This window comes from Enterobacter wuhouensis, assembly GCF_035835995.1.
Lineage (GTDB): Bacteria > Pseudomonadota > Gammaproteobacteria > Enterobacterales > Enterobacteriaceae > Enterobacter > Enterobacter wuhouensis.
In genome coordinates this window covers 1,637,329-1,656,413 of sequence record NZ_CP142124.1, presented here as the reverse complement: position 1 = coordinate 1,656,413, position 19,085 = coordinate 1,637,329, and the positions used below count along the sequence as shown (strand labels likewise).

Genomic DNA, 19,085 nt, shown 5'->3' with positions numbered 1-19,085 from the left:
CCCCTGTTTCCCTAAATCGTCACAATTTGTTTACGAGACGTTGATAGTTCGCCTGCTGAAATAGAGAAATTCCACAAGAAGCAGGATCTATCATGTCTTCCATCGTCGATACACCTTATTCACACCTGCCACAACCTAAATCCGGCTGGCAACTGTTCAAAAACCTGGCATTCGGGAAAATCACCCCCGGGCTTGCGTGGCAAAACCCGGCCTATCGACGCAAGTTTATCCTGCGCTCGCTGGCGACACCGTTCAGTACGGCGCGCCTGCTGGCAAACCTGGCAAAACAGCCCCGCCTGATGCAAATGCTCCAGGTGCAGCCAGGGCTTCCCTGCCGCCTGCATCGCCCGTGGCTGACCGTGAATATGGATCGCCAGCACGCGCTGGAATCGCTTAACTGGCACTATCAGACGATGAACCGCACGCTTCCGGCGACCTTGCTAAACGGCTATCTGTCCAAACAGGGGATCGCCCTGCTTACGTTAACCGGTAAAGATGAACGGCAGTTTACCGTTCGCCTGTGCGCAGACGCGTTCCTGGATAAAGAAGGTGAAGCCACCCTCTCCTTCTGCGACGAACAGAACACGGTGCTGGCGGAAATGACCTTCACGCTGTGCCAGTTTGAAGGGAAAACCACGCTCTTTATCGGCGGCTTGCAGGGCGCGAAAGCGCATGTTCCCCATGAGCTGATCCAGGGCGCGACCAAAGCGTGCCACGGCCTGTTCCCGAAACGCCTGCTGGTTGAAGCCGCCATGACGCTCGGCGCTGCGTTCCCGGTTGAGCAGATTGTCGCGGTGAGCAACGCCACGCACATCTACCGCAGCTGGCGTTACCGCAAGAAAAAAGAGGGCAAACTGCTGGCAGATTACGACAGCTTCTGGCTCTCTATCGGCGGTGAAAAGCAGGACAACGGTAACTTCGCGCTGCCGCTCACCATGCCGCGCAAACCGATGGAAGAGATTGCGAGCAAAAAACGCTCTGAATATCGCCGTCGCTATGAGCTGCTGGATAGCCTGATTGCTCAGGCAGCCCGGGCAGCCCGCGGCTAATCGGCTCTCCCGCGTGCCAGCCAGAGCACGCGGGAGAACATTTTACGCAGCAGCGTGGGCACGGACTCCACGCCCCGCCTTCCCGCTTCCGTCGCCACTTCTATCGCTAAATCCGGTTTTGACGAACGATGAATGGCCTTGGCGATGACCCGCCGCATATTCATCGGCACATCCACGGGGATCATCGCCACGCGATGAAAGACGTCGTCGAATCCCTGGCGGTACATGAAGTGCTCCATGTCCATCGCGGGCAGAATGGTCAGATGCTCACGTTCCTCTTCCCGATCGTTGTTGAGCAAGCCGCGCACGGTCGCGGCATACTTTTTACCGGCCTCATCACCGTCTACCAGCACGTGCCACTCAATGCCCATCCTGCGGGCGAACTTGATCAGCGGCTTTAAGCCCGACTGCGCAAACTCGATAACCTTAATCCCTTCCGCATCAAAGTGGTGTCCGCACTGGCGCGCCAGCTCGTTGATCACCCAGGTTTCGGTCTCTCCCTCCACCAGCAGCCAGCAGCGGGCAAACAGCGACGACGCCCGGTTAAAGCGAATATGAAACGCGATGCGGCGTCCGTCTTCCGCGCTCAGGCCCCCCGGCCCGAGCCGGAAAGCAGAGACGCGGGACGACTCGCGCACCAGACGACAAACATATTCCACCGGCGTGAGCGATAGCAATTCACCTGAATTGGTGGTCGTGATGCGCTGGAGCGGGAGCAAATTAAGCAGATGCCAGGCCACGGAAAGCATAATCGGGTGCAGGCGCGTTTCCGGGTCCTCCACCAGCAGCAGCGGGCGCGCATCGCGATCCAGCCGAACGGTGCCCTTAGCCTGCAGCAGCGTGGAGAAGAGCCCAAGCAATATCACCCGATGGGTGCGCCCTCCTGGCCGGTCGATCATCCGGTTAATGATGTCGAGATAGCGCCAGCTTCGCTGTTCATCGTGAGAGCGGCGGCGCATCAGGCGATGGCGTGACTGCCCCGTTCCCTGCTCGGAAAAGTAATGTTCCAGCAGCTGTACCATCGCGGAAAGCCCCTGACGGATCTGGCCGTCAGTCAGATTCTGCGGGCGCGACACCAGTTCCCGTGCAAGAAAATCCAGCTCGCGGGCGGTAACCTCAACATCCGGCATATTGGGCACCGTACCGTTACGAATACGACGCATAAAGCGCGCATCACGCAGGCGCAGTACGGGCGACAGGCGAATTAAATGCCGGGCCAGGTCGTCAATATCATCCAGCGGGATGGGATTGCCTTTCTCATCAAGGAATTCGCGCAGGGTGAGTACGCCTTCGTTTTCGGCCATCTCCCCTTCGAGACGATAGAAAATGCGATGATAATCATCATCGCACGGCACCCAGCACGGCGACATTGGCCGGAAGCGGCGCACGCGGTGACGCCCCGGCTCAGACTCCCGGAAGGTCAGAATGATGTGCAGGTGCTTCTCGCGCCCGTTAACGTCGCCCGGCGGAAACCAGAAGTCATCATGGACGAAGTGGTACAAATCTTCTTCGGGGGAAAGCAGGAGCGTCAGCGCGTCGAGCAGGCTGGATTTCCCCCACGCGTTTTCCCCGATCAGGACGTTGTTCTGCTCCAGCTGCAGCGACAGGCGGTTGATACCGCGAAACCCGACAATTTCCACACGTTCGAGAAGCATATATCCCCCGCGAGATGAGCACTTTTTCCTTTAAGTTATCAGCAGTATAGCGGCAGGATGTAGGGTACGACAGTAGAATATACAACCACCTTATATTTGGACTATGCTCTATTTACCTCCTGGTTGAACAAGGAATAACATCACATTGCCTTAAATCAAATTAAACGAATTTATTTAAGTGGCGAAGGGATGTTGTTGGTTTCAAAATAATGGCTCTTTGAGTCGTCATCCCTTTATGGCGATATAGCCCGTGCGCGGGGAAGCGTGCGGAAGTTTATTATTGAGGTGGTTATGTTTAGAAAATTAGCGGCAGAATGTTTTGGTACATTCTGGCTGGTGTTTGGCGGCTGCGGTAGCGCAGTACTGGCAGCAGCGTTTCCGGAATTAGGCATTGGTTTCGTCGGCGTCGCGCTGGCGTTCGGGTTAACGGTCTTAACCATGGCATTCGCGGTAGGACATATTTCCGGCGGTCATTTTAACCCTGCTGTGACGCTGGGCTTATGGGCGGGCGGTCGTTTCCCGCTGAAAGACGTATTAGGCTATATTATTGCCCAGGTTATTGGCGGCATTATTGCTGCGGCGGTTCTGTACGTGATTGCCAGCGGCAAAGCAGGCTTTGACGCCGCGGCCAGCGGCTTCGCCTCTAACGGCTTCGGCGAACACTCTCCTGGCGGCTACTCCATGCTGTCTGCCATCGTGATTGAAATTGTGTTGACCGCAGGCTTCCTGCTGGTGATCCACGGCGCAACCGACCGGCACGCTCCGGCGGGCTTTGCGCCAATCGCGATTGGTCTGGCGCTGACGCTGATCCACCTGATCTCCATTCCGGTGACCAATACCTCCGTCAACCCGGCGCGCAGCACCGCGGTTGCTATCTTCCAGGGCGGCTGGGCGCTTCAGCAGCTGTGGCTGTTCTGGGTGATGCCCATCATCGGCGGTATTCTGGGCGGCGTGCTCTATCGCACCCTGCTGGAAAAACGCGATTAATTAAGTGCGGCCTGTAATGTCGGGTGGCGCTAACGCTTACCCGACCTACGTGAGAGTGCACTTGTAGGCCGGGTAAGGCGTAGCCGCCACCCGGCTTTTTTTTGCCGCTTTACTGAACAGCCTTTATTGGGTAGTGTCTCTGGCGCTTAACAGATACTCACAAGGACCGGCTGTTCATGTTTTCAGGACTCCTCATTATTCTGCTGCCCCTGATCGTGGGCTACATTATCCCGCTGCACCGTGAATCCGCATTGAGGCTCATCAACCGTTTTCTAAGCTGGATTGTCTACGTCATTCTTTTTTTCATGGGGATAAGCCTGGCCTTCCTGGATAACCTGGCCGCAAATTTATTGTCCATCCTGCATTATTCTGCCGTCACCGTGGCGGTTATTTTGCTCTGCAATATTGCCGCGCTGTTTTGGCTGGAACGTACTATTCCGTGGAAAAATACGCACCATCAGGAAAAACTGCCTTCGCGTATTGCGATGGCGCTGGAATCCTTAAAACTGTGCGGCGTTGTGGTACTCGGCTTTCTTCTTGGACTTACCGGATGGGCATTTTTGCAGCACGCCACGGAAGCCAGCGAATATACCCTGATCTTCCTGCTGTTCTTGATTGGTATTCAGCTGCGAAATAATGGCATGACGCTAAAACAGATTGTCCTTAATCGTCGGGGAATGATGGTAGCCGTTGTCGTGATCGCCAGTTCGATGGTCGCCGGGATAATAAACGCCTTTATTCTCGATTTGCCGTTGAAAACAGGCCTGGCGATGGCGTCCGGGTTTGGCTGGTACTCGCTTTCCGGTATTCTGCTGACCGAATCCTTTGGCCCGGTGATTGGCAGCGCCGCCTTCTTTAACGATCTGGCGCGCGAGCTGATTGCCATCATGCTGATCCCGGGGCTGGTGCGCCGCAGCCGCTCTACCGCACTGGGCCTGTGCGGCGCGACGTCCATGGACTTTACCCTGCCGGTACTGCAACGCTCCGGCGGCCTGGAGATGGTGCCTGCCGCCATCGTACACGGCTTTATTCTGAGCCTGCTGGTTCCCGTTCTGATGGCGTTCTTCTCCGCCTGATACCCCTCTGGCGGTAGGTTTCCTGCCGCCAAAATTGCGCTAAATCAATATCCCTCTATTTTGTAGAAGAAAGGTCTTTTCACCGTTCTGGCACAGGCATAACCTTAAACATGTATATCAAATATAACTTTAACAGGTGTGATTATGTTTTGTGTGCAATGTGAACAAACCATCCGTACCCCGGCAGGCAACGGCTGCTCTTACGCACAGGGTATGTGCGGTAAAACCGCAGAAACGTCAGACCTGCAGGATCTGCTGATTGCCTCCCTGCAGGGTCTCTCCGCATGGGCATTCAAGGCCCGCGAATACGGTATTGTTGACCACTACGTCGACAGCTTCGCCCCGCGCGCATTTTTCTCGACGCTGACCAACGTTAACTTCGATTCTCCGCGTATTGTCGGCTACGCCCGCGAGGCCATTGCCCTGCGTGAAGCGCTGAAAGCCCAGTGCCTGAACGCCGATCCGAACGCACGCGTAGAAAACCCAATGTCAGAGCTGCAGCTGGTGAGCGACGACCTGGGCGATCTGCAGCGTCAGGCGGCAGAATTTACCCCAAACAAAGACAAAGCGGCGATTGGCGAGAACATTCTCGGCCTGCGCCTGCTGTGCCTGTACGGCCTGAAGGGTGCAGCGGCCTATATGGAACACGCGCACGTGCTCGGTCAGTACGACAACGACATCTACGCCCAGTACCACAAAATCATGGCGTGGCTGGGCACATGGCCTTCCGATATGAACGCGCTGCTGGAGTGTTCAATGGAGATCGGCCAGATGAACTTCCGCGTGATGAGCATTCTGGATGCCGGTGAAACCAGCACCTACGGCCACCCGACACCGACTCAGGTGAACGTGAAAGCGACCGAGGGCAAGTGCATCCTGATTTCCGGTCACGACCTGAAAGATCTCTACAACCTGCTGAAGCAGACCGAAGGCACCGGCGTTAACGTCTATACCCACGGTGAGATGCTGCCCGCGCACGGCTACCCGGAGCTGCGTAAATTTAAGCATCTGGTCGGTAACTACGGCAGCGGCTGGCAGAACCAGCAGGTTGAATTCGCCCGCTTCCCTGGCCCAATCGTGATGACCTCCAACTGCATCATCGACCCAACCGTAGGCGCGTACGATGACCGCATCTGGACCCGTAGCATCGTCGGCTGGCCGGGCGTGAGCCACCTCGAAGGCGACGATTTCGGTCCGGTTATCGCTCAGGCGCAGCAGATGGCCGGCTTCCCGTACAGCGAAATCGAACACCTGATCACCGTCGGCTTCGGTCGCGAAACCCTGCTGGGCGCTGCCGATTCCCTGATTGACCTGGTGAGCCGTGAAAAACTGCGCCACATCTTCCTGATTGGCGGCTGCGACGGCGCGCGCGGCGAGCGTAACTACTTCACCGACTTCGCCACCAGCGTACCGGACGATTGCCTGATCCTGACCCTGGCCTGCGGCAAATACCGTTTCAACAAGCTGGACTTCGGCAACATCGAAGGGCTGCCGCGTCTGGTGGATGCCGGTCAGTGTAACGACGCTTACTCTGCCATCATTCTGGCCGTCACCCTGGCAGAGAAGCTGGGCTGCGGCGTGAACGATCTGCCGCTGTCGCTGGTGCTGTCATGGTTCGAGCAGAAAGCAATTGTCATCCTGCTGACCCTGCTCTCCCTGGGCGTGACCAACATCGTCACCGGCCCGACCGCGCCAGGCTTCCTGACGCCGGACCTGCTGGCGGTGCTGAACGAGAAATTTGGTCTGCGTTCCGTGACCAACGTTGAAGACGATATGAAGCAGCTGCTGAGCGCGTAAGGAGAGAGTCATGACCATGCCAACCTCACAATGTCCGTGGCGGATGCAGGTTCATCACATCCATCAGGAGACGCCGGATGTGTGGACGCTGTCGCTGCTGTGTCACGACTACTATCCGTACCGTGCAGGTCAGTATGCGCTGGTCAGCGTCCGCAACGCTGCGGACACCCTGCGCGCCTACACGATCTCCTCCACGCCGGGCGTGAGCGAGTACATTACGCTGACCATTCGCCGCATTGATGACGGTGCAGGCTCTCAGTGGCTGACCCGCGACGTGAAGCGTGGAGACTATATCTGGCTGTCCGACGCGCAGGGTGATTTCACCTGTGACGATAAAGCAGAGGATAAATTCCTGCTGCTGGCGGCGGGCTGCGGCGTGACGCCGGTGATGTCGATGCGCCGCTGGCTGGCGAAGAACCGTCCGCAGGCTGACGTGCAGGTGATCTTCAGCGTACGCTCGCCGGAAGATGTTATTTTTGCGGAAGAATGGCGCAATTATCCGGTGACGCTGGTGGCGGAAAACAATGCGACGCACGGTTTTGTGCCCGGCCGCCTTAGCCGCGAGCTGCTGCAGAGCGTGCCGGATATTGCGAACCGCACCGTGATGACCTGCGGCCCGGCGCCGTACATGGATATCGTCGAGAAAGAAGTGAAGGCGCTTGGCGTGACCCGCTTCTTCAAAGAGCAGTTCTTCACGCCCGTGGCGGAAGCGGCAACCAGCGGGATTCAGTTCACCAAGCTGCAGCCTGCCCAGACCTTCTTTGGCCGCGTGGGCACCACGCTGCTGGAGGCGCTGGAAAGCAATAAGGTTCCGGTGGTGGCAGCCTGTCGCGCCGGCGTGTGCGGCTGCTGTAAGACGAAGGTGGTTTCCGGTGAGTATACGGTCACCAGCACCATGACGCTGACCGAGGCTGACATCGCCGAGGGTTATGTGCTGGCGTGTTCGTGCCATCCGCAGGGCGATCTGGTGCTGGCGTAATGTGATGCGGTGCCACCATTTTTGCCGGGTGGCACTGCGTTTACCCGGCCTACTTTGTACATGCTGGCTCTTCGTAGGCCCGGTAAGCGCTAGCGCCACCGGGCTTTTGTTATCCTCACCGCCACGCCGGATCTTTCCCTACCGCAAACCGCCCTGCCCCTAAAAACGCCACTGCCAGCGCGCCGATAAAGAAGTACACCAGGCTTTCAATGGCCCATGCGCCTACCGCATCCAGCGCAAAGGTTTTGCCCGTTCCGACCATCAGCCACGCGACAATCATCGTAAACGCCAGCACCAGCGCGGCCGGACGCGTAAAGAGCCCGATAACAATCAGGATCGGCGCGACCACTTCGCCAATCAATACGCCATAGGCGATAAACCCCGGCAGTCCCTTTTCCACCAGCATGCCGCTGATAAATCCCACCCCGCCAAATAACTTATGCAAACCGTGAAAAAGCATCAGCCCACCGACGGCAAGTCGTAACAAGAGTTTGCCAAGATCGTCGCACGTTAGCTTTTCATTAACAGCGATTAACAATGATTTAACCATTTGAAATGATTCCTGTTTTCACCCGAGGTATCACCAGATTATGCCGAATAATTGCGCGTGAAAAGCACCTTTTAATTGGGGGTATTTGGCGGGCAATACGCAGACTTTCTTCTAAGCTTGTAAGCGATATCACAAAAAGGAGAAGGACACCCATGAAACAAACCGTGGCTGCATACATAGCAAAAACCCTCGAACAGGCTGGCGTTAAGCGTATCTGGGGCGTAACCGGCGACTCGCTGAATGGACTGAGCGATAGCCTCAATAAGATGAAAACCATCGAGTGGATGCCCACCCGCCATGAAGAGGTGGCCGCGTTCGCCGCGGGTGCCGAAGCGCAGCTTACGGGCGAGCTGGCCGTTTGCGCCGGCTCCTGCGGGCCGGGAAACCTGCATTTAATTAACGGCCTTTTCGACTGCCATCGTAACCACGTGCCGGTGCTGGCCATTGCCGCCCACATTCCCTCATCCGAAATCGGCAGCGGCTATTTTCAGGAGACGCATCCGCAGGAGCTGTTCCGCGAGTGTAGCCACTACTGCGAGCTGGTTTCATCGCCGGAGCAGATCCCGCAGGTGCTGGCGATTGCCATGCGCAAAGCCGTGCTGAACCGCGGCGTTTCGGTCGTCGTTATCCCCGGCGACGTCGCGCTCAAGGCCGCACCTGAAGGGGCCAGCAGCCACTGGTATCACGCCCCGCAGCCCGTCGTGACGCCTGCGGAAGAGGAGCTGAAAAAGCTGGCGCAGCTGCTGCGCTACTCCAGCAATATCGCCCTGATGTGCGGCAGCGGCTGCGCGGGGGCACACAAAGAGCTGGTGGAATTTGCGGGCAAGCTAAAAGCGCCGATCGTCCACGCCCTGCGCGGCAAGGAGCACGTGGAGTACGACAACCCGTACGACGTGGGCATGACCGGCCTGATCGGGTTCTCCAGCGGTTTTCACACCATGATGAATGCCGACACGCTGATCCTGCTCGGCACCCAGTTCCCGTACCGTGCCTTCTATCCGTCGGATGCCAAAATCATCCAGATCGACATTAATCCCGGGAGCATCGGCGCGCACAGTAAAGTGGATATGGCGCTGATCGGCGACATCAAATCCACCCTCGCCGCCCTGCTGCCGCTGCTGGAAGAAAAAACGGACCGCAAGTTCCTTGATAAGGCGCTGAGCGACTATCGCGACGCGCGCAAGGGGCTGGACGACCTCGCCAAACCGAGCGACAAAGCCATTCACCCGCAGTATCTGGCGCAGCAAATCAGCCACTTTGCCGACGACGACGCCATCTTCACCTGCGACGTCGGCACGCCAACCGTCTGGGCGGCGCGCTACCTGAAGATGAACGGCAAACGCCGCCTGCTCGGCTCGTTCAACCACGGCTCGATGGCGAACGCCATGCCGCAGGCGCTGGGCGCGAAAGCCACCGCACCGGAGCGTCAGGTGGTAGCAATGTGCGGCGACGGCGGCTTCAGCATGCTGATGGGGGATTTCCTCTCGGTGGTGCAGATGAAGCTCCCGCTGAAAATCGTGGTCTTTAACAACAGCGTGCTGGGCTTCGTGGCGATGGAGATGAAGGCCGGCGGCTACCTGACGGACGGCACCGAGCTGCACGACACCAACTTCGCGCGCATCGCCGAGGCCTGCGGCATCACCGGCATTCGCGTCGAGAAAGCCTCCGAGGTGGATGAAGCCCTGCAGCGCGCCTTCTCCATTAACGGTCCGGTGCTGGTGGATGTCGTCGTCGCCAAAGAAGAGCTGGCAATCCCGCCGCAGATCAAGCTCGAGCAGGCTAAAGGCTTTAGCCTGTATATGCTGCGCGCCATCATCAGCGGGCGCGGTGACGAAGTGATCGAACTGGCAAAAACCAACTGGCTCAGGTAAAAATATCCTTTTAAAGTCATACGCAAAACCATTCATGTCGCATCAAGGCGGCAAGCCCGAAAATCCCCAGGAGCATAGATAACTATGTGACTGGGGTTTGAGGGCGAAGCCAACGCCAACGCCGAGGCGGCGTGAAGGGTGAAGCGTATAAGGATATGACATGATTGATTTACGTAGTGATACCGTAACCCGCCCGAGCCGCGCCATGCTCGAAGAGATGATGGCCGCCCCGGTCGGGGACGACGTCTACGGCGATGACCCGACGGTCAACGAGCTGCAGCGCTATGCGGCAGAGCTGAGCGGCAAGGAGGCGGCCCTGTTCCTGCCGACCGGTACGCAGGCTAACCTGGTGGCGCTGCTCAGCCACTGCGAGCGCGGCGAAGAGTACATTGTCGGCCAGGGCGCGCATAACTACCTGTATGAAGCAGGCGGCGCAGCGGTGCTCGGCAGCATTCAGCCGCAGCCAATCGATGCCGCGCCGGACGGCTCCCTGCCGCTGGATAAAGTCGCGGCCAAAATCAAAGCCGACGATATTCATTTCGCCCGCACAAAGCTGCTCAGCCTCGAAAACACCCACAACGGCAAAGTGCTGCCGCGCGAGTACCTGAAAGCAGCGTGGGACTTTACCCGCGAGCGCAGGCTCGGCCTGCACGTTGACGGCGCGCGTATTTTTAACGCCGTGGTGGCGTACGGCTGCGAGCTGAAAGAGATTACGCAATATTGCGACTCGTTCACCATTTGCCTCTCTAAAGGTCTGGGCACGCCAGTCGGCTCCCTGCTGGTCGGTAACGCAGACTACATCAAGCGCGCCAACCGCTGGCGTAAGATGACCGGCGGCGGCATGCGTCAGGCCGGTATTCTGGCGGCTGCCGGGCTGTATGCCCTGAAAAATAACGTGGCGCGCCTGAAGGACGATCACGACAACGCCGCGTGGATGGCTGCGCAGCTGCGCGAAAGTGGTGCCGACGTGATGCGTCACGACACCAACATGCTTTTCGTGCGCGTCGGTGACGAGCACGCCGCCGCGCTGGGCGAATTTATGAAAGCACGCGGCGTGCTGATCAACGCCTCACCTGTCGTGCGCCTGGTCATGCATCTCGACGTGAGCCGCGAGCAGCTGGCGGACGTGGTGAAACACTGGCAGGCGTTTTTACAGCGATAAGGAGCATCACGTGCCGCAACGCATTCTGGTGCTCGGCGCCAGCGGGTATATCGGTCAGCATCTCACCGCAGCGTTAAGCCAGCAGGGTCATCAGGTGCTGGCAGCGGCACGCAGCACGGAGCGCCTGCAAAAGCATCGTTTGCCGGGCGTGACGTGCCACAACGTCGATCTCAACTGGCCGAAGGCGCTACCCGCCCTGCTGGAAGGGGTCGACACACTTTACTACCTGGTGCACAGCATGGGCGAAGGCGGGGATTTTATCGCCCACGAGCGTCAGGTGGCGATGAACGTCCGCGATGCCCTGCTGCAAACGCCGGTGAAGCAGGTGATTTTTTTAAGCTCGCTACAGGCCCCCGAAAGCGAGCAGTCCGATCACCTGCGCGCCCGTCAGCTCACGGCAGATACCCTGCGCGGCGCGAACATTCCCGTCACCGAACTGCGCGCCGGGATCATCGTCGGGGCCGGTTCCGCCGCCTTCGAAGTGATGCGCGATATGGTTTATAACCTGCCGGTGCTTACGCCGCCGCGCTGGGTGCGCTCACGCACCACGCCGATTGCGCTGGAGAACTTGCTCCACTATCTGGTGGCGCTGCTGGAGCACCCGGCGGAGCAGCACCGCGTGCTGGAAGCCGCTGGCCCGGAAGTGCTGAGCTACCAGGAGCAGTTTGAGCATTTTATGCGCGTCAGCGGCCGCCGACGGTGGCTGGTTCCCGTCCCCTTCCCGACCCGCTGGATCTCGGTGTGGTTTTTAAACGTCATTACGTCGGTACCGCCGACCACGGCAAAAGCGCTGATTCAGGGGCTAAAACACGACCTGCTGGCCGACGATCGCGAACTGCGTGCGCTGATCCCGCAAGATTTGATCCGTTTCGACGACGCCGTACGCAATACGCTGAAAGAAGAGGAGAAGCTGGTGAACTCCAGCGACTGGGGCTACGACGCGCAGGCCTTTGCCCGCTGGCGGCCGGAATATGGCTACTACCCAAAACAGGCGGGCTGCACGGTGAAAACGTCCGCAAGCCTTGCAGACCTGTGGGAGGTCGTCAACCAGATAGGCGGAAAAGAGCGCTACTTCTTTGGCAATATTCTCTGGCAGACGCGCGGCGCGCTCGATCTGCTGGTAGGCCATCGTCTGGCGAAAGGTCGCCCGGCCGCCCCGTATCTGAACGTGGGCGATACGGTAGACAGCTGGAAGGTGATTATCGTTGAGCCAGAGAAACAGCTGGCGCTGCTGTTCGGCATGAAAGCGCCGGGGCTGGGCCGGCTCTGCTTCACGCTGAAAGACAAAGGCGACCACCGGGAACTCGACGTCCGCGCCTGGTGGCATCCCCACGGAATGCCCGGCCTGTTCTACTGGCTGTTGATGATCCCCGCCCACCTGTTTATCTTCCGCGGAATGGCAAAACGTATCGCGCAGCTGGCAGAACAAAAGACGGAAAAGAAGTAAATAAAACTCTTATTCTTTCACCTTTCCCATTGCAACACGTCGTAATTCACGAAAGAATGCGCACGAAATTCTTTTCAACACAGTGGATTGATATGAAGGTACTGGTTACCGGGGCGACCAGCGGCTTAGGCCGAAATGCGGTCGAGTTTCTGCGCAACAAAGGCATCAGCGTCAGGGCCACCGGTCGCAACGAAGCGATGGGTAAGCTGCTGCAAAAAATGGGCGCAGAATTTGTCCATGCCGACCTGACGGAGCTGGTCTCCTCTCAGGCCAAGGTGATGCTCGCCGGTATCGATACGCTGTGGCACTGTTCCAGCTTTACCTCTCCGTGGGGAACCCAGGAAGCCTTTGACCTCGCCAACGTGCGCGCCACGCGCCGTCTGGGCGAATGGGCGGTTGCCTGGGGCGTGCGTAACTTTATTCACATCTCCTCCCCGTCGCTCTATTTTGACTATCACCACCACCGCGACGTTAAGGAAGATTTCCGTCCCGCGCGGTTTGCCTGCGAATTTGCCCGCAGCAAAGCCGCCAGCGAGGAGGTTATCGACCTGCTGGCACAGTCGAACCCGCATACGCGTTTTACCATACTGCGCCCGCAGAGCCTGTTTGGGCCGCACGACAAAGTATTTATCCCGCGCCTGGCGCAGATGATGCACCACTACGGCAGCGTGCTGCTGCCGCGCGGGGGCGATGCGCTGGTGGATATGACCTACTACGAAAACGCCGTGCACGCGATGTGGTTGGCGAGCCAGCCGGACAGCGACAGGCTGGTGTCAGGCCGTGCCTATAACATCACCAACGGCGAACCCTGCACCCTGCGCAGCATTGTGCAGCGCTTAATTGACGAGCTGCAGATCGACTGCCGCATCCGTTCCGTCCCTTACCCAATGCTGGATATGATCGCCCGCAGCATGGAGCGCTTTGGCAGTAAGTCCGCCAGGGAGCCCGCGCTGACGCACTACGGCGTGTCGAAGCTGAATTTTGATTTCACGCTGGATATTTCGCGCGCGGAGGCTGAGCTGGGATATAAACCGATTGTGACGCTGGATGACGGGATTGTGCGCACGGCGGCGTGGCTGCGGGATCACGGGAAGCTTCATCGCTAGCCTTTTTGCCCGGTGGCGGCTTCGCCTTACCGGGCCTACAACTGCACCGTGCTGTCCCCTCGCCCCTTTGGGGAGAGGGTGCAAACACTAAAACGGCAACCCGAGGGTTGCCGTTTGCTTTTACAGAGCCGTCCAGGCATCAGCCCATGCCAGGCCTGCGCCCGGTTCATAGTATGCCGGGGCGCTGTTACACCAGCCGCTGTACGGGAACGGTTTGCACTGGAACAGCTTACCGTGGTTGTTCACAATATCCCCCGCGTTATATTTGCTATTCGCGCTCCACGCCGCATAAGACGAGTCGTCCTGAGATGGCGTAGCCGCTTTGGCCTTCACGTTCAGGAGATAGGACGTGGTGCTGCTCAGCTCGCCGTCGCTGACGGTCAGGCTAACTTCATACTGCTGAGCCGTTGCAGACTCTGGCGCCGTAAAGGTCACAACCGCTTTGTCTTCACCGGACACCGTCTGGCCATCCTGTGAACGCCAGGTGTAGGTCAGCTTGTTGCCGTCTGCGTCAGTGGAGCCTTCCGCGCTCAGGGAGACCTGCGCACCTGCGTCAACGGCACCGATTGGGCCTGCAATCTGCGCCACCGGAGCGTGGTTTGCAATCACTGGCTCTGCCGGGGTTTCATCCGGCGTTGGGGCCGGCGTTTCATCTTCGGCTGGGGTTGGCGCTGGCGTTACCGGGGTTTCATCCGGCGTGGTGGCAGAACCGTCGTCGTTCACGATGTTAACCTTGAAGAACTTCTGCACGCACTTGCTGTAATCACCCTCTTTGAACGCGCTGAATGGCGTCTGGTAGCCCACCAGCTGGCAAGAGTAGGTTTCACCGCTCGGCGTATCCGCGCTCCATCCCCAGTCCTGTTCCCAGTAAATCTTCAGGGCACCGGCGCCGCCTTCGTCGAACTGCTTCATGTTCGCACAGCCCAGCACTTCGTTTGCCGGAACAGGCACCTTCAGATAGTTCGCGAACTCTTTGTAGTATTTGATACGGTTCTGAGACTGCGCGATTTCAGTCGGGCCGCCGCACTCTACGCCGCCGTTGATGATCTGGGTGGTCACGCCAAAGCCCGGCACCAGACCGTTGGCCTTATCGTGATCGTTCGGCTGCCACGTGCCGTCGATAACCTGGAGCATGCTAGGTTTTGGCGGCTGCGGGTAGGCGAAGAAGAAGATCGCGCTCGCCAGGTTCAGCCAGGTGTCCGCCACCAGCTCAGGTTTGTCGAGCAGGGTACGCACGTCGCCGTACATCGCTTCAGAGAACGGACCGTAGTTGTAGTTGTAGGACAGCTGCTTCGCGCCGCGGCCGAAGTAGCTCAGGAAGTCACCGTCTTTGTCTTTACCGCACGGCCAGGTCTGCCCCTGCCAGACGCTCGGGTTACATTCGCCGTTATAGCCGCCCTTCTGGCCTTCGCTCCAGCCCATTTCACGCACGTGAACCAGCGCCTGACGCCATTCGCCTTCCGGACGCCAGCTTTCGTGGCCGCCGGTTTCCTGCGCAAAGTGAGCAAACATGGTTGCCAGCTCTTTACGGCAGATGGCGTCGCTGTCGCGACCGTCGTTGTAGGTCTTACACAGCGCCGGGAATTTACCCACCGCTTTCAGGAAGTTGCTATAGGTGTACGCCTGCGCGCGCAGCGGGAACAGGTATTCCCAGTCGCTGGCCTTCACGATCCCTTCAACGCGCTTCACGTTGTCCGGGTTCGCCGCACGGCCTGGCTCAATCATTTCTACCTGCGCATTGTCCAGCGTCTGGATGGTCTCTTTTACCGAGGCCATCAGCGGGAAGCTGGTCAGTTCCTTCTCTTTTTTCGCCAGATCGCTGGCTTTCATGGTGTACGGCTCGCTGGTGGTTGCCTGCAGCGAGGCGGCCTGCGCCATAAACGGTGCAACGCACGCACCCGCAACCAGTACACTCAGTAACGTCCTTTTGTTCATTTCAGTATTCCTGTTAATAGAAGTTTAAATATAGAATCCCGGCTTATGTATTAATCCATTAATAAATAAACCACAGACAGCGGTTTTCACTTTTCGAAGAACACCCTTGAGGAATTCTTCAAAAATAAAAAACCTTAATATTGCGCCGCTAATTTCAACTGCTGATATTTTTTCCAGACCTTGTGGGCATACACCATTCGCTGCGGATAATTCTCTTTTTTTAATCCGGCGTTATACGCGCCGACTGCCTCCCAGTTATAGCCATACACCTTTATCATCCCGGAGAGGATGGATGCCCCGACCATGATGGAGGTACAGGGTTCAGTCATCAGCCGATATTCATCGATGCCTCTGCTTTCAAGTTCGGTAAAGTGCGAGCTATTGATCTGCATTAACCCGACATCACGCGTGCCATCGTGGTTTTGCCCCACCGCATACGGATTCATTCCCGATTCAACATTGGCGATCGCGTACAATAAATAGGGATCGACATGATAATAGTGCGCGGCGTTATCCCAACAGTTTGCCAGTGCGCTTTGGCTTATTATCAACAACATCAAAATTAATTTTTTCATTTATACCCTCTGGCAGTTTCGGTTATTTCTCCTTACCCACATCCTGTAAAATGAATTTTGAATTGCTCACCACTCCCAGACGGGAATGGTGAGCGTTTATCGGGTTAGATTATTTGCAGTCTGTTGCTGCGCCTTCTTTCACCCATACGTCGCTGCTAGCCGGGTTATCACCACGGGTCCACCATTTGGCACGGTAAACGTTGCCCTGGTAGGTGGTGGTTTCGCCGCCGTTGTAAACCAGGTCAGAACGCCAGTTCATCTTCACGTTGCTCACCAGTTCCCATGCTTCGGCACCGAAGCCAGGCTGGTTACCCTGCGTCCAGTACTTCGCTTTCCACACCAGATGGTCGAAGCTCACGGTATCGCCATTGTTGTAGATTTTGCTGGAATCCCACGCGGCATATTTGCTGGCGTTAGCATCCACAGGCGCGTCGCAGCTGCCGGTTGCCGTGCCTTCGTCAGACGGCGGAGTGACGTCATCAGAGGGTGGCGTCACGTCGTCAGCAGGAGGGGTTACGTCATCAGCAGGCGGCGTGACGTCTGCTGGCTTCGGATTCACCGTTACCTGCACGTTAGACTGCACGCTGGTTTTGCCGTCGGTCACAATCACGCTCAGGGTGTAGGAAGAGGCATTGTTGACCTCTGGCGCAGTGATGCGAACGTTGGCGGTATCGGTACCCGTTGCGTTCATATCAGCCGGTACGCTCCAGCTGTAGGTCAGCGCGTCACCATCGGGATCGGAGGCCTGCGCATGCAGGGAGATCGATTCACCGGATTCAACGGTCACGGCTTCCATGGCATTGATCACCGGCGCCTGGTTGGCTTTCGGCGCTTTGTTCACAACCTGGACGTCGATAGCGTTGCTCAGCCCTTTAGCGTCGGTCACGGTCAGACGGAAGACCAGGTTCTGGTCGCTTGTCACAGCCGGAACGCTAAAGCTGGCTTTCGCTTTGGTGCTATTCGCGAGGGCGACGGTAGAGCCGGAAACCTGCGTCCATTTGTACGTCAGCGCATCGCCGTCCTGGTCACTGGAAGCAGAGCCGTCCAGCGTCACGGTTGCCGGGCCGGTCACGTTCTGATCGGCTGCGGTGGCCACTGGCGCATGGTTAGTTACAACCGGTTCAACCGGCGTTGAGCTACCGCCCAGCAGGCCTTCGTTCATGGCGTTCAGGATATCGCCGTTATCAGACTCGATAGACCATGCGAACAGACCACCGAGGTTTTTGTTCAGCACGTATTTGCCTTTCGCCAGCACCGAGCGGGCGTTGTCATACGTCACCAGCTCGCCGGTGGACTTGTTAAAGACGTACGGCGCTTCGGCCGCTTCGTCATATTTGTATTCCCAGCCTGGTTTGCCCAGCATCTGGTTCACAATCTGACGGTAGTCAACGATGCCATTTTCCCAGGTACCCGGGATTGGGCCCGTTGCGGTGCCGGTGAACGGATTATCGCCGGTGTAACCGTGAACGCCGGTCCAGCCGCGGCCGTACATGCCTGCACCCACCACGATCTTGCCAGGCTTAACGCCCTGCTCCAGCATCGCTTTCACCGCGTTGTCGGTGGTGTAGTTGGTGTCCGGTTTCCAGGACGCACCGTACAGCGCCGTCTGGTGGCCCAGGTCGGTATTGCTCCACGCGCCGTAGAAGTCATAGCCCATCAGGAAGATATGGTCGATGTACTGCTGCGCGGTGTTGTAGTCCACGTCCTCGATCTTATCTTTGCCCGCGCCGATGGCGGTGGTCAGCTCGTAGGTGCGGCCCGTTTCTGCAGAGAGTTCGTTCAGCATCTGGCGCAGGTCGTGCATCAGGGCGGTGTAGGTCGCTTTATCGGTCTGCGGGTTGCCCAGCTTGGCGTTTTCACCGCCGCCGCCCGGGAATTCCCAGTCGATATCCACGCCGTCGAACACTTTCCAGGTGGTCAGGAAGTCCTTCACGGACGCAACGAAGCGGTCGCGCAGCACTTTGTTATCCATCTGATAGAACGGATCCGACAGGGTCCAGCCGCCTACGGATGGCAGAATTTTCAGGTCAGGATGGGCTTTTTTCATCGCCATCAGCTGGCCGTAGTTGCCTTTGTACGGGTCGTCCCAGTTGCTGACGCCCTGCTGTGGTTTCTGCAGCGCAGCCCACGGGTCATGGATCGCCACGGTGTAGTCCTGACGGCCCTGGCAGGCGCGCTTCAGGGATTCCAGCGCGCCGGAAGATTTGGCGCTGTCGTTAATGCCGTCGCCGCCGCAGATTGGAATGAAGCCGTACAGCAGGTGGTTAATGTTGGCGACGGGAATTTTGTCCGCAGAGAAGTTACGGTCATACACGCCCCACTCCGGGAAGTAAGCGCCAACGACTTTGTCAGTGTGCTGCGCGAAAGTTTTGTTGTTCTCCAGCAGCGGCGTGCTCAGCGGCAGCAGGTGGCTACCGTCGGTATCCGCAACGATAATCAGCTTGCTGGCGCTTTTGGTGCAGCCGCTGTCGTTGCAAAGCTCAACCTGCTCCTGGTAACGGCCGCCCTTTTTCACCTTAAAGGTCGCAGAGCCTGCTGCGCTGCCTGCCCCGGTCCAGACGGTCTGGCCATCGAGCAGCACTTTTGCAGACGTCGGCGCGTCGCCGCTCCAGACGTTCCACTCAACCTTCACATCAACGCCGTCTTTATGGACTTTGATAAGGTTGTTATAGTCCTGCGCCGCCTGATCAACTTCCACCAGCGCAAATTTGTCATTGCCCGATGTAATAGAAGGCGTACCCGGTGCCGCTGCAAATACTGAGCTTGTTGCGGCTGCAACAAAAAGCGCCAGATATTTAGGCTTCATAAATTTCATTTTTATTTCCTGATAATTTTATTCGTAACGTTAATAACCCATGTCTTCCATGAGAACATGGCGTCTTTTCGCGTAATGCGT

At 57.8% G+C, this 19,085-nt stretch carries 14 protein-coding genes; 9 read left to right on the top strand and 5 right to left on the bottom strand.

The window, feature by feature from the left end; genetic code table 11:
- The first annotated feature begins 92 nt into the window (after positions 1–92).
- Positions 93–1,049, top strand: a complete 957-nt coding sequence (locus VPX56_RS07915) for a VirK/YbjX family protein (RefSeq protein WP_131632838.1) — start codon at positions 93–95, stop codon at positions 1,047–1,049.
- On the opposite strand, the gene VPX56_RS07910 is transcribed toward VPX56_RS07915, so the two are convergent.
- Positions 1,046–2,704, bottom strand: coding sequence for an ATP-dependent endonuclease (locus VPX56_RS07910; protein ID WP_131632839.1), 1,659 nt, complete (start codon positions 2,702–2,704; stop codon positions 1,046–1,048). The genes VPX56_RS07915 and VPX56_RS07910 overlap by 4 nt on opposite strands.
- Positions 2,705–2,995: 291 nt before the next feature.
- Here VPX56_RS07910 and aqpZ point away from each other — a divergent pair, with 291 nt between their 5' ends.
- From aqpZ to hcr, 4 genes are all read left to right on the top strand, one after another.
- Entirely contained in the window at positions 2,996–3,691 is a 696-nt protein-coding gene (gene aqpZ / locus VPX56_RS07905) for an aquaporin Z (protein WP_131632840.1), read from the top strand.
- A gap of 176 nt (positions 3,692–3,867) precedes the next feature.
- Positions 3,868–4,767 carry a LysO family transporter gene (locus VPX56_RS07900; RefSeq protein ID WP_326470958.1) on the top strand — a complete coding sequence of 300 codons (900 nt, stop codon included), beginning with the start codon at positions 3,868–3,870 and terminating at the stop codon, positions 4,765–4,767.
- 144 nt (positions 4,768–4,911) lie between these two features.
- Complete coding sequence (hcp, locus tag VPX56_RS07895; RefSeq protein ID WP_326470956.1) at positions 4,912–6,564, top strand: hydroxylamine reductase; 1,653 nt, start codon at positions 4,912–4,914, stop codon at positions 6,562–6,564.
- Between the two features lie 10 nt (positions 6,565–6,574).
- A complete protein-coding gene (gene hcr, locus VPX56_RS07890; protein ID WP_326470954.1) occupies positions 6,575–7,543 on the top strand; it encodes an NADH oxidoreductase in 969 nt (322 codons plus the stop codon).
- A 115-nt stretch (positions 7,544–7,658) separates the two neighbouring features.
- Here hcr and VPX56_RS07885 read toward each other — a convergent pair whose 3' ends face one another.
- Positions 7,659–8,093: a DoxX family protein gene (locus tag VPX56_RS07885; protein ID WP_119934886.1), complete on the bottom strand. Its 435-nt coding sequence runs from the start codon at positions 8,091–8,093 to the stop codon at positions 7,659–7,661.
- A gap of 152 nt (positions 8,094–8,245) precedes the next feature.
- Between VPX56_RS07885 and poxB the strand changes: the two genes are divergently transcribed.
- From poxB to VPX56_RS07865, 4 genes are all read left to right on the top strand, one after another.
- Positions 8,246–9,964, top strand: coding sequence for a ubiquinone-dependent pyruvate dehydrogenase (poxB, locus tag VPX56_RS07880; protein WP_326470952.1), 1,719 nt, complete (start codon positions 8,246–8,248; stop codon positions 9,962–9,964).
- Positions 9,965–10,124: 160 nt separating this feature from the next.
- On the top strand, positions 10,125–11,126 hold the full coding sequence (gene ltaE, locus VPX56_RS07875) for a low-specificity L-threonine aldolase (protein WP_326470951.1): 1,002 nt from the start codon (positions 10,125–10,127) through the stop codon (positions 11,124–11,126).
- 10 nt (positions 11,127–11,136) lie between these two features.
- Entirely contained in the window at positions 11,137–12,573 is a 1,437-nt protein-coding gene (locus VPX56_RS07870) for an SDR family oxidoreductase (protein ID WP_326470949.1), read from the top strand.
- A gap of 92 nt (positions 12,574–12,665) precedes the next feature.
- Positions 12,666–13,679 (top strand): NAD-dependent epimerase/dehydratase family protein, encoded by a 1,014-nt coding sequence (locus VPX56_RS07865; RefSeq protein ID WP_131632848.1) that lies wholly within the window; start codon positions 12,666–12,668, stop codon positions 13,677–13,679.
- Positions 13,680–13,799: 120 nt separating this feature from the next.
- Here the strand turns inward: VPX56_RS07865 and VPX56_RS07860 are convergent, their stop codons facing one another.
- The 3 genes from VPX56_RS07860 to VPX56_RS07850 form a co-directional block, all read right to left on the bottom strand.
- Positions 13,800–15,614, bottom strand: coding sequence for a glycoside hydrolase family 19 protein (locus VPX56_RS07860; RefSeq protein WP_326470947.1), 1,815 nt, complete (start codon positions 15,612–15,614; stop codon positions 13,800–13,802).
- Positions 15,615–15,748: 134 nt separating this feature from the next.
- A complete protein-coding gene (gene iagB, locus VPX56_RS07855) occupies positions 15,749–16,189 on the bottom strand; it encodes a type III secretion system invasion protein IagB (protein ID WP_263609136.1) in 441 nt (146 codons plus the stop codon).
- 109 nt (positions 16,190–16,298) lie between these two features.
- Entirely contained in the window at positions 16,299–19,004 is a 2,706-nt protein-coding gene (locus VPX56_RS07850; RefSeq protein WP_326470945.1) for a glycosyl hydrolase family 18 protein, read from the bottom strand.
- Between the last annotated feature and the right edge of the window lie 81 nt (positions 19,005–19,085).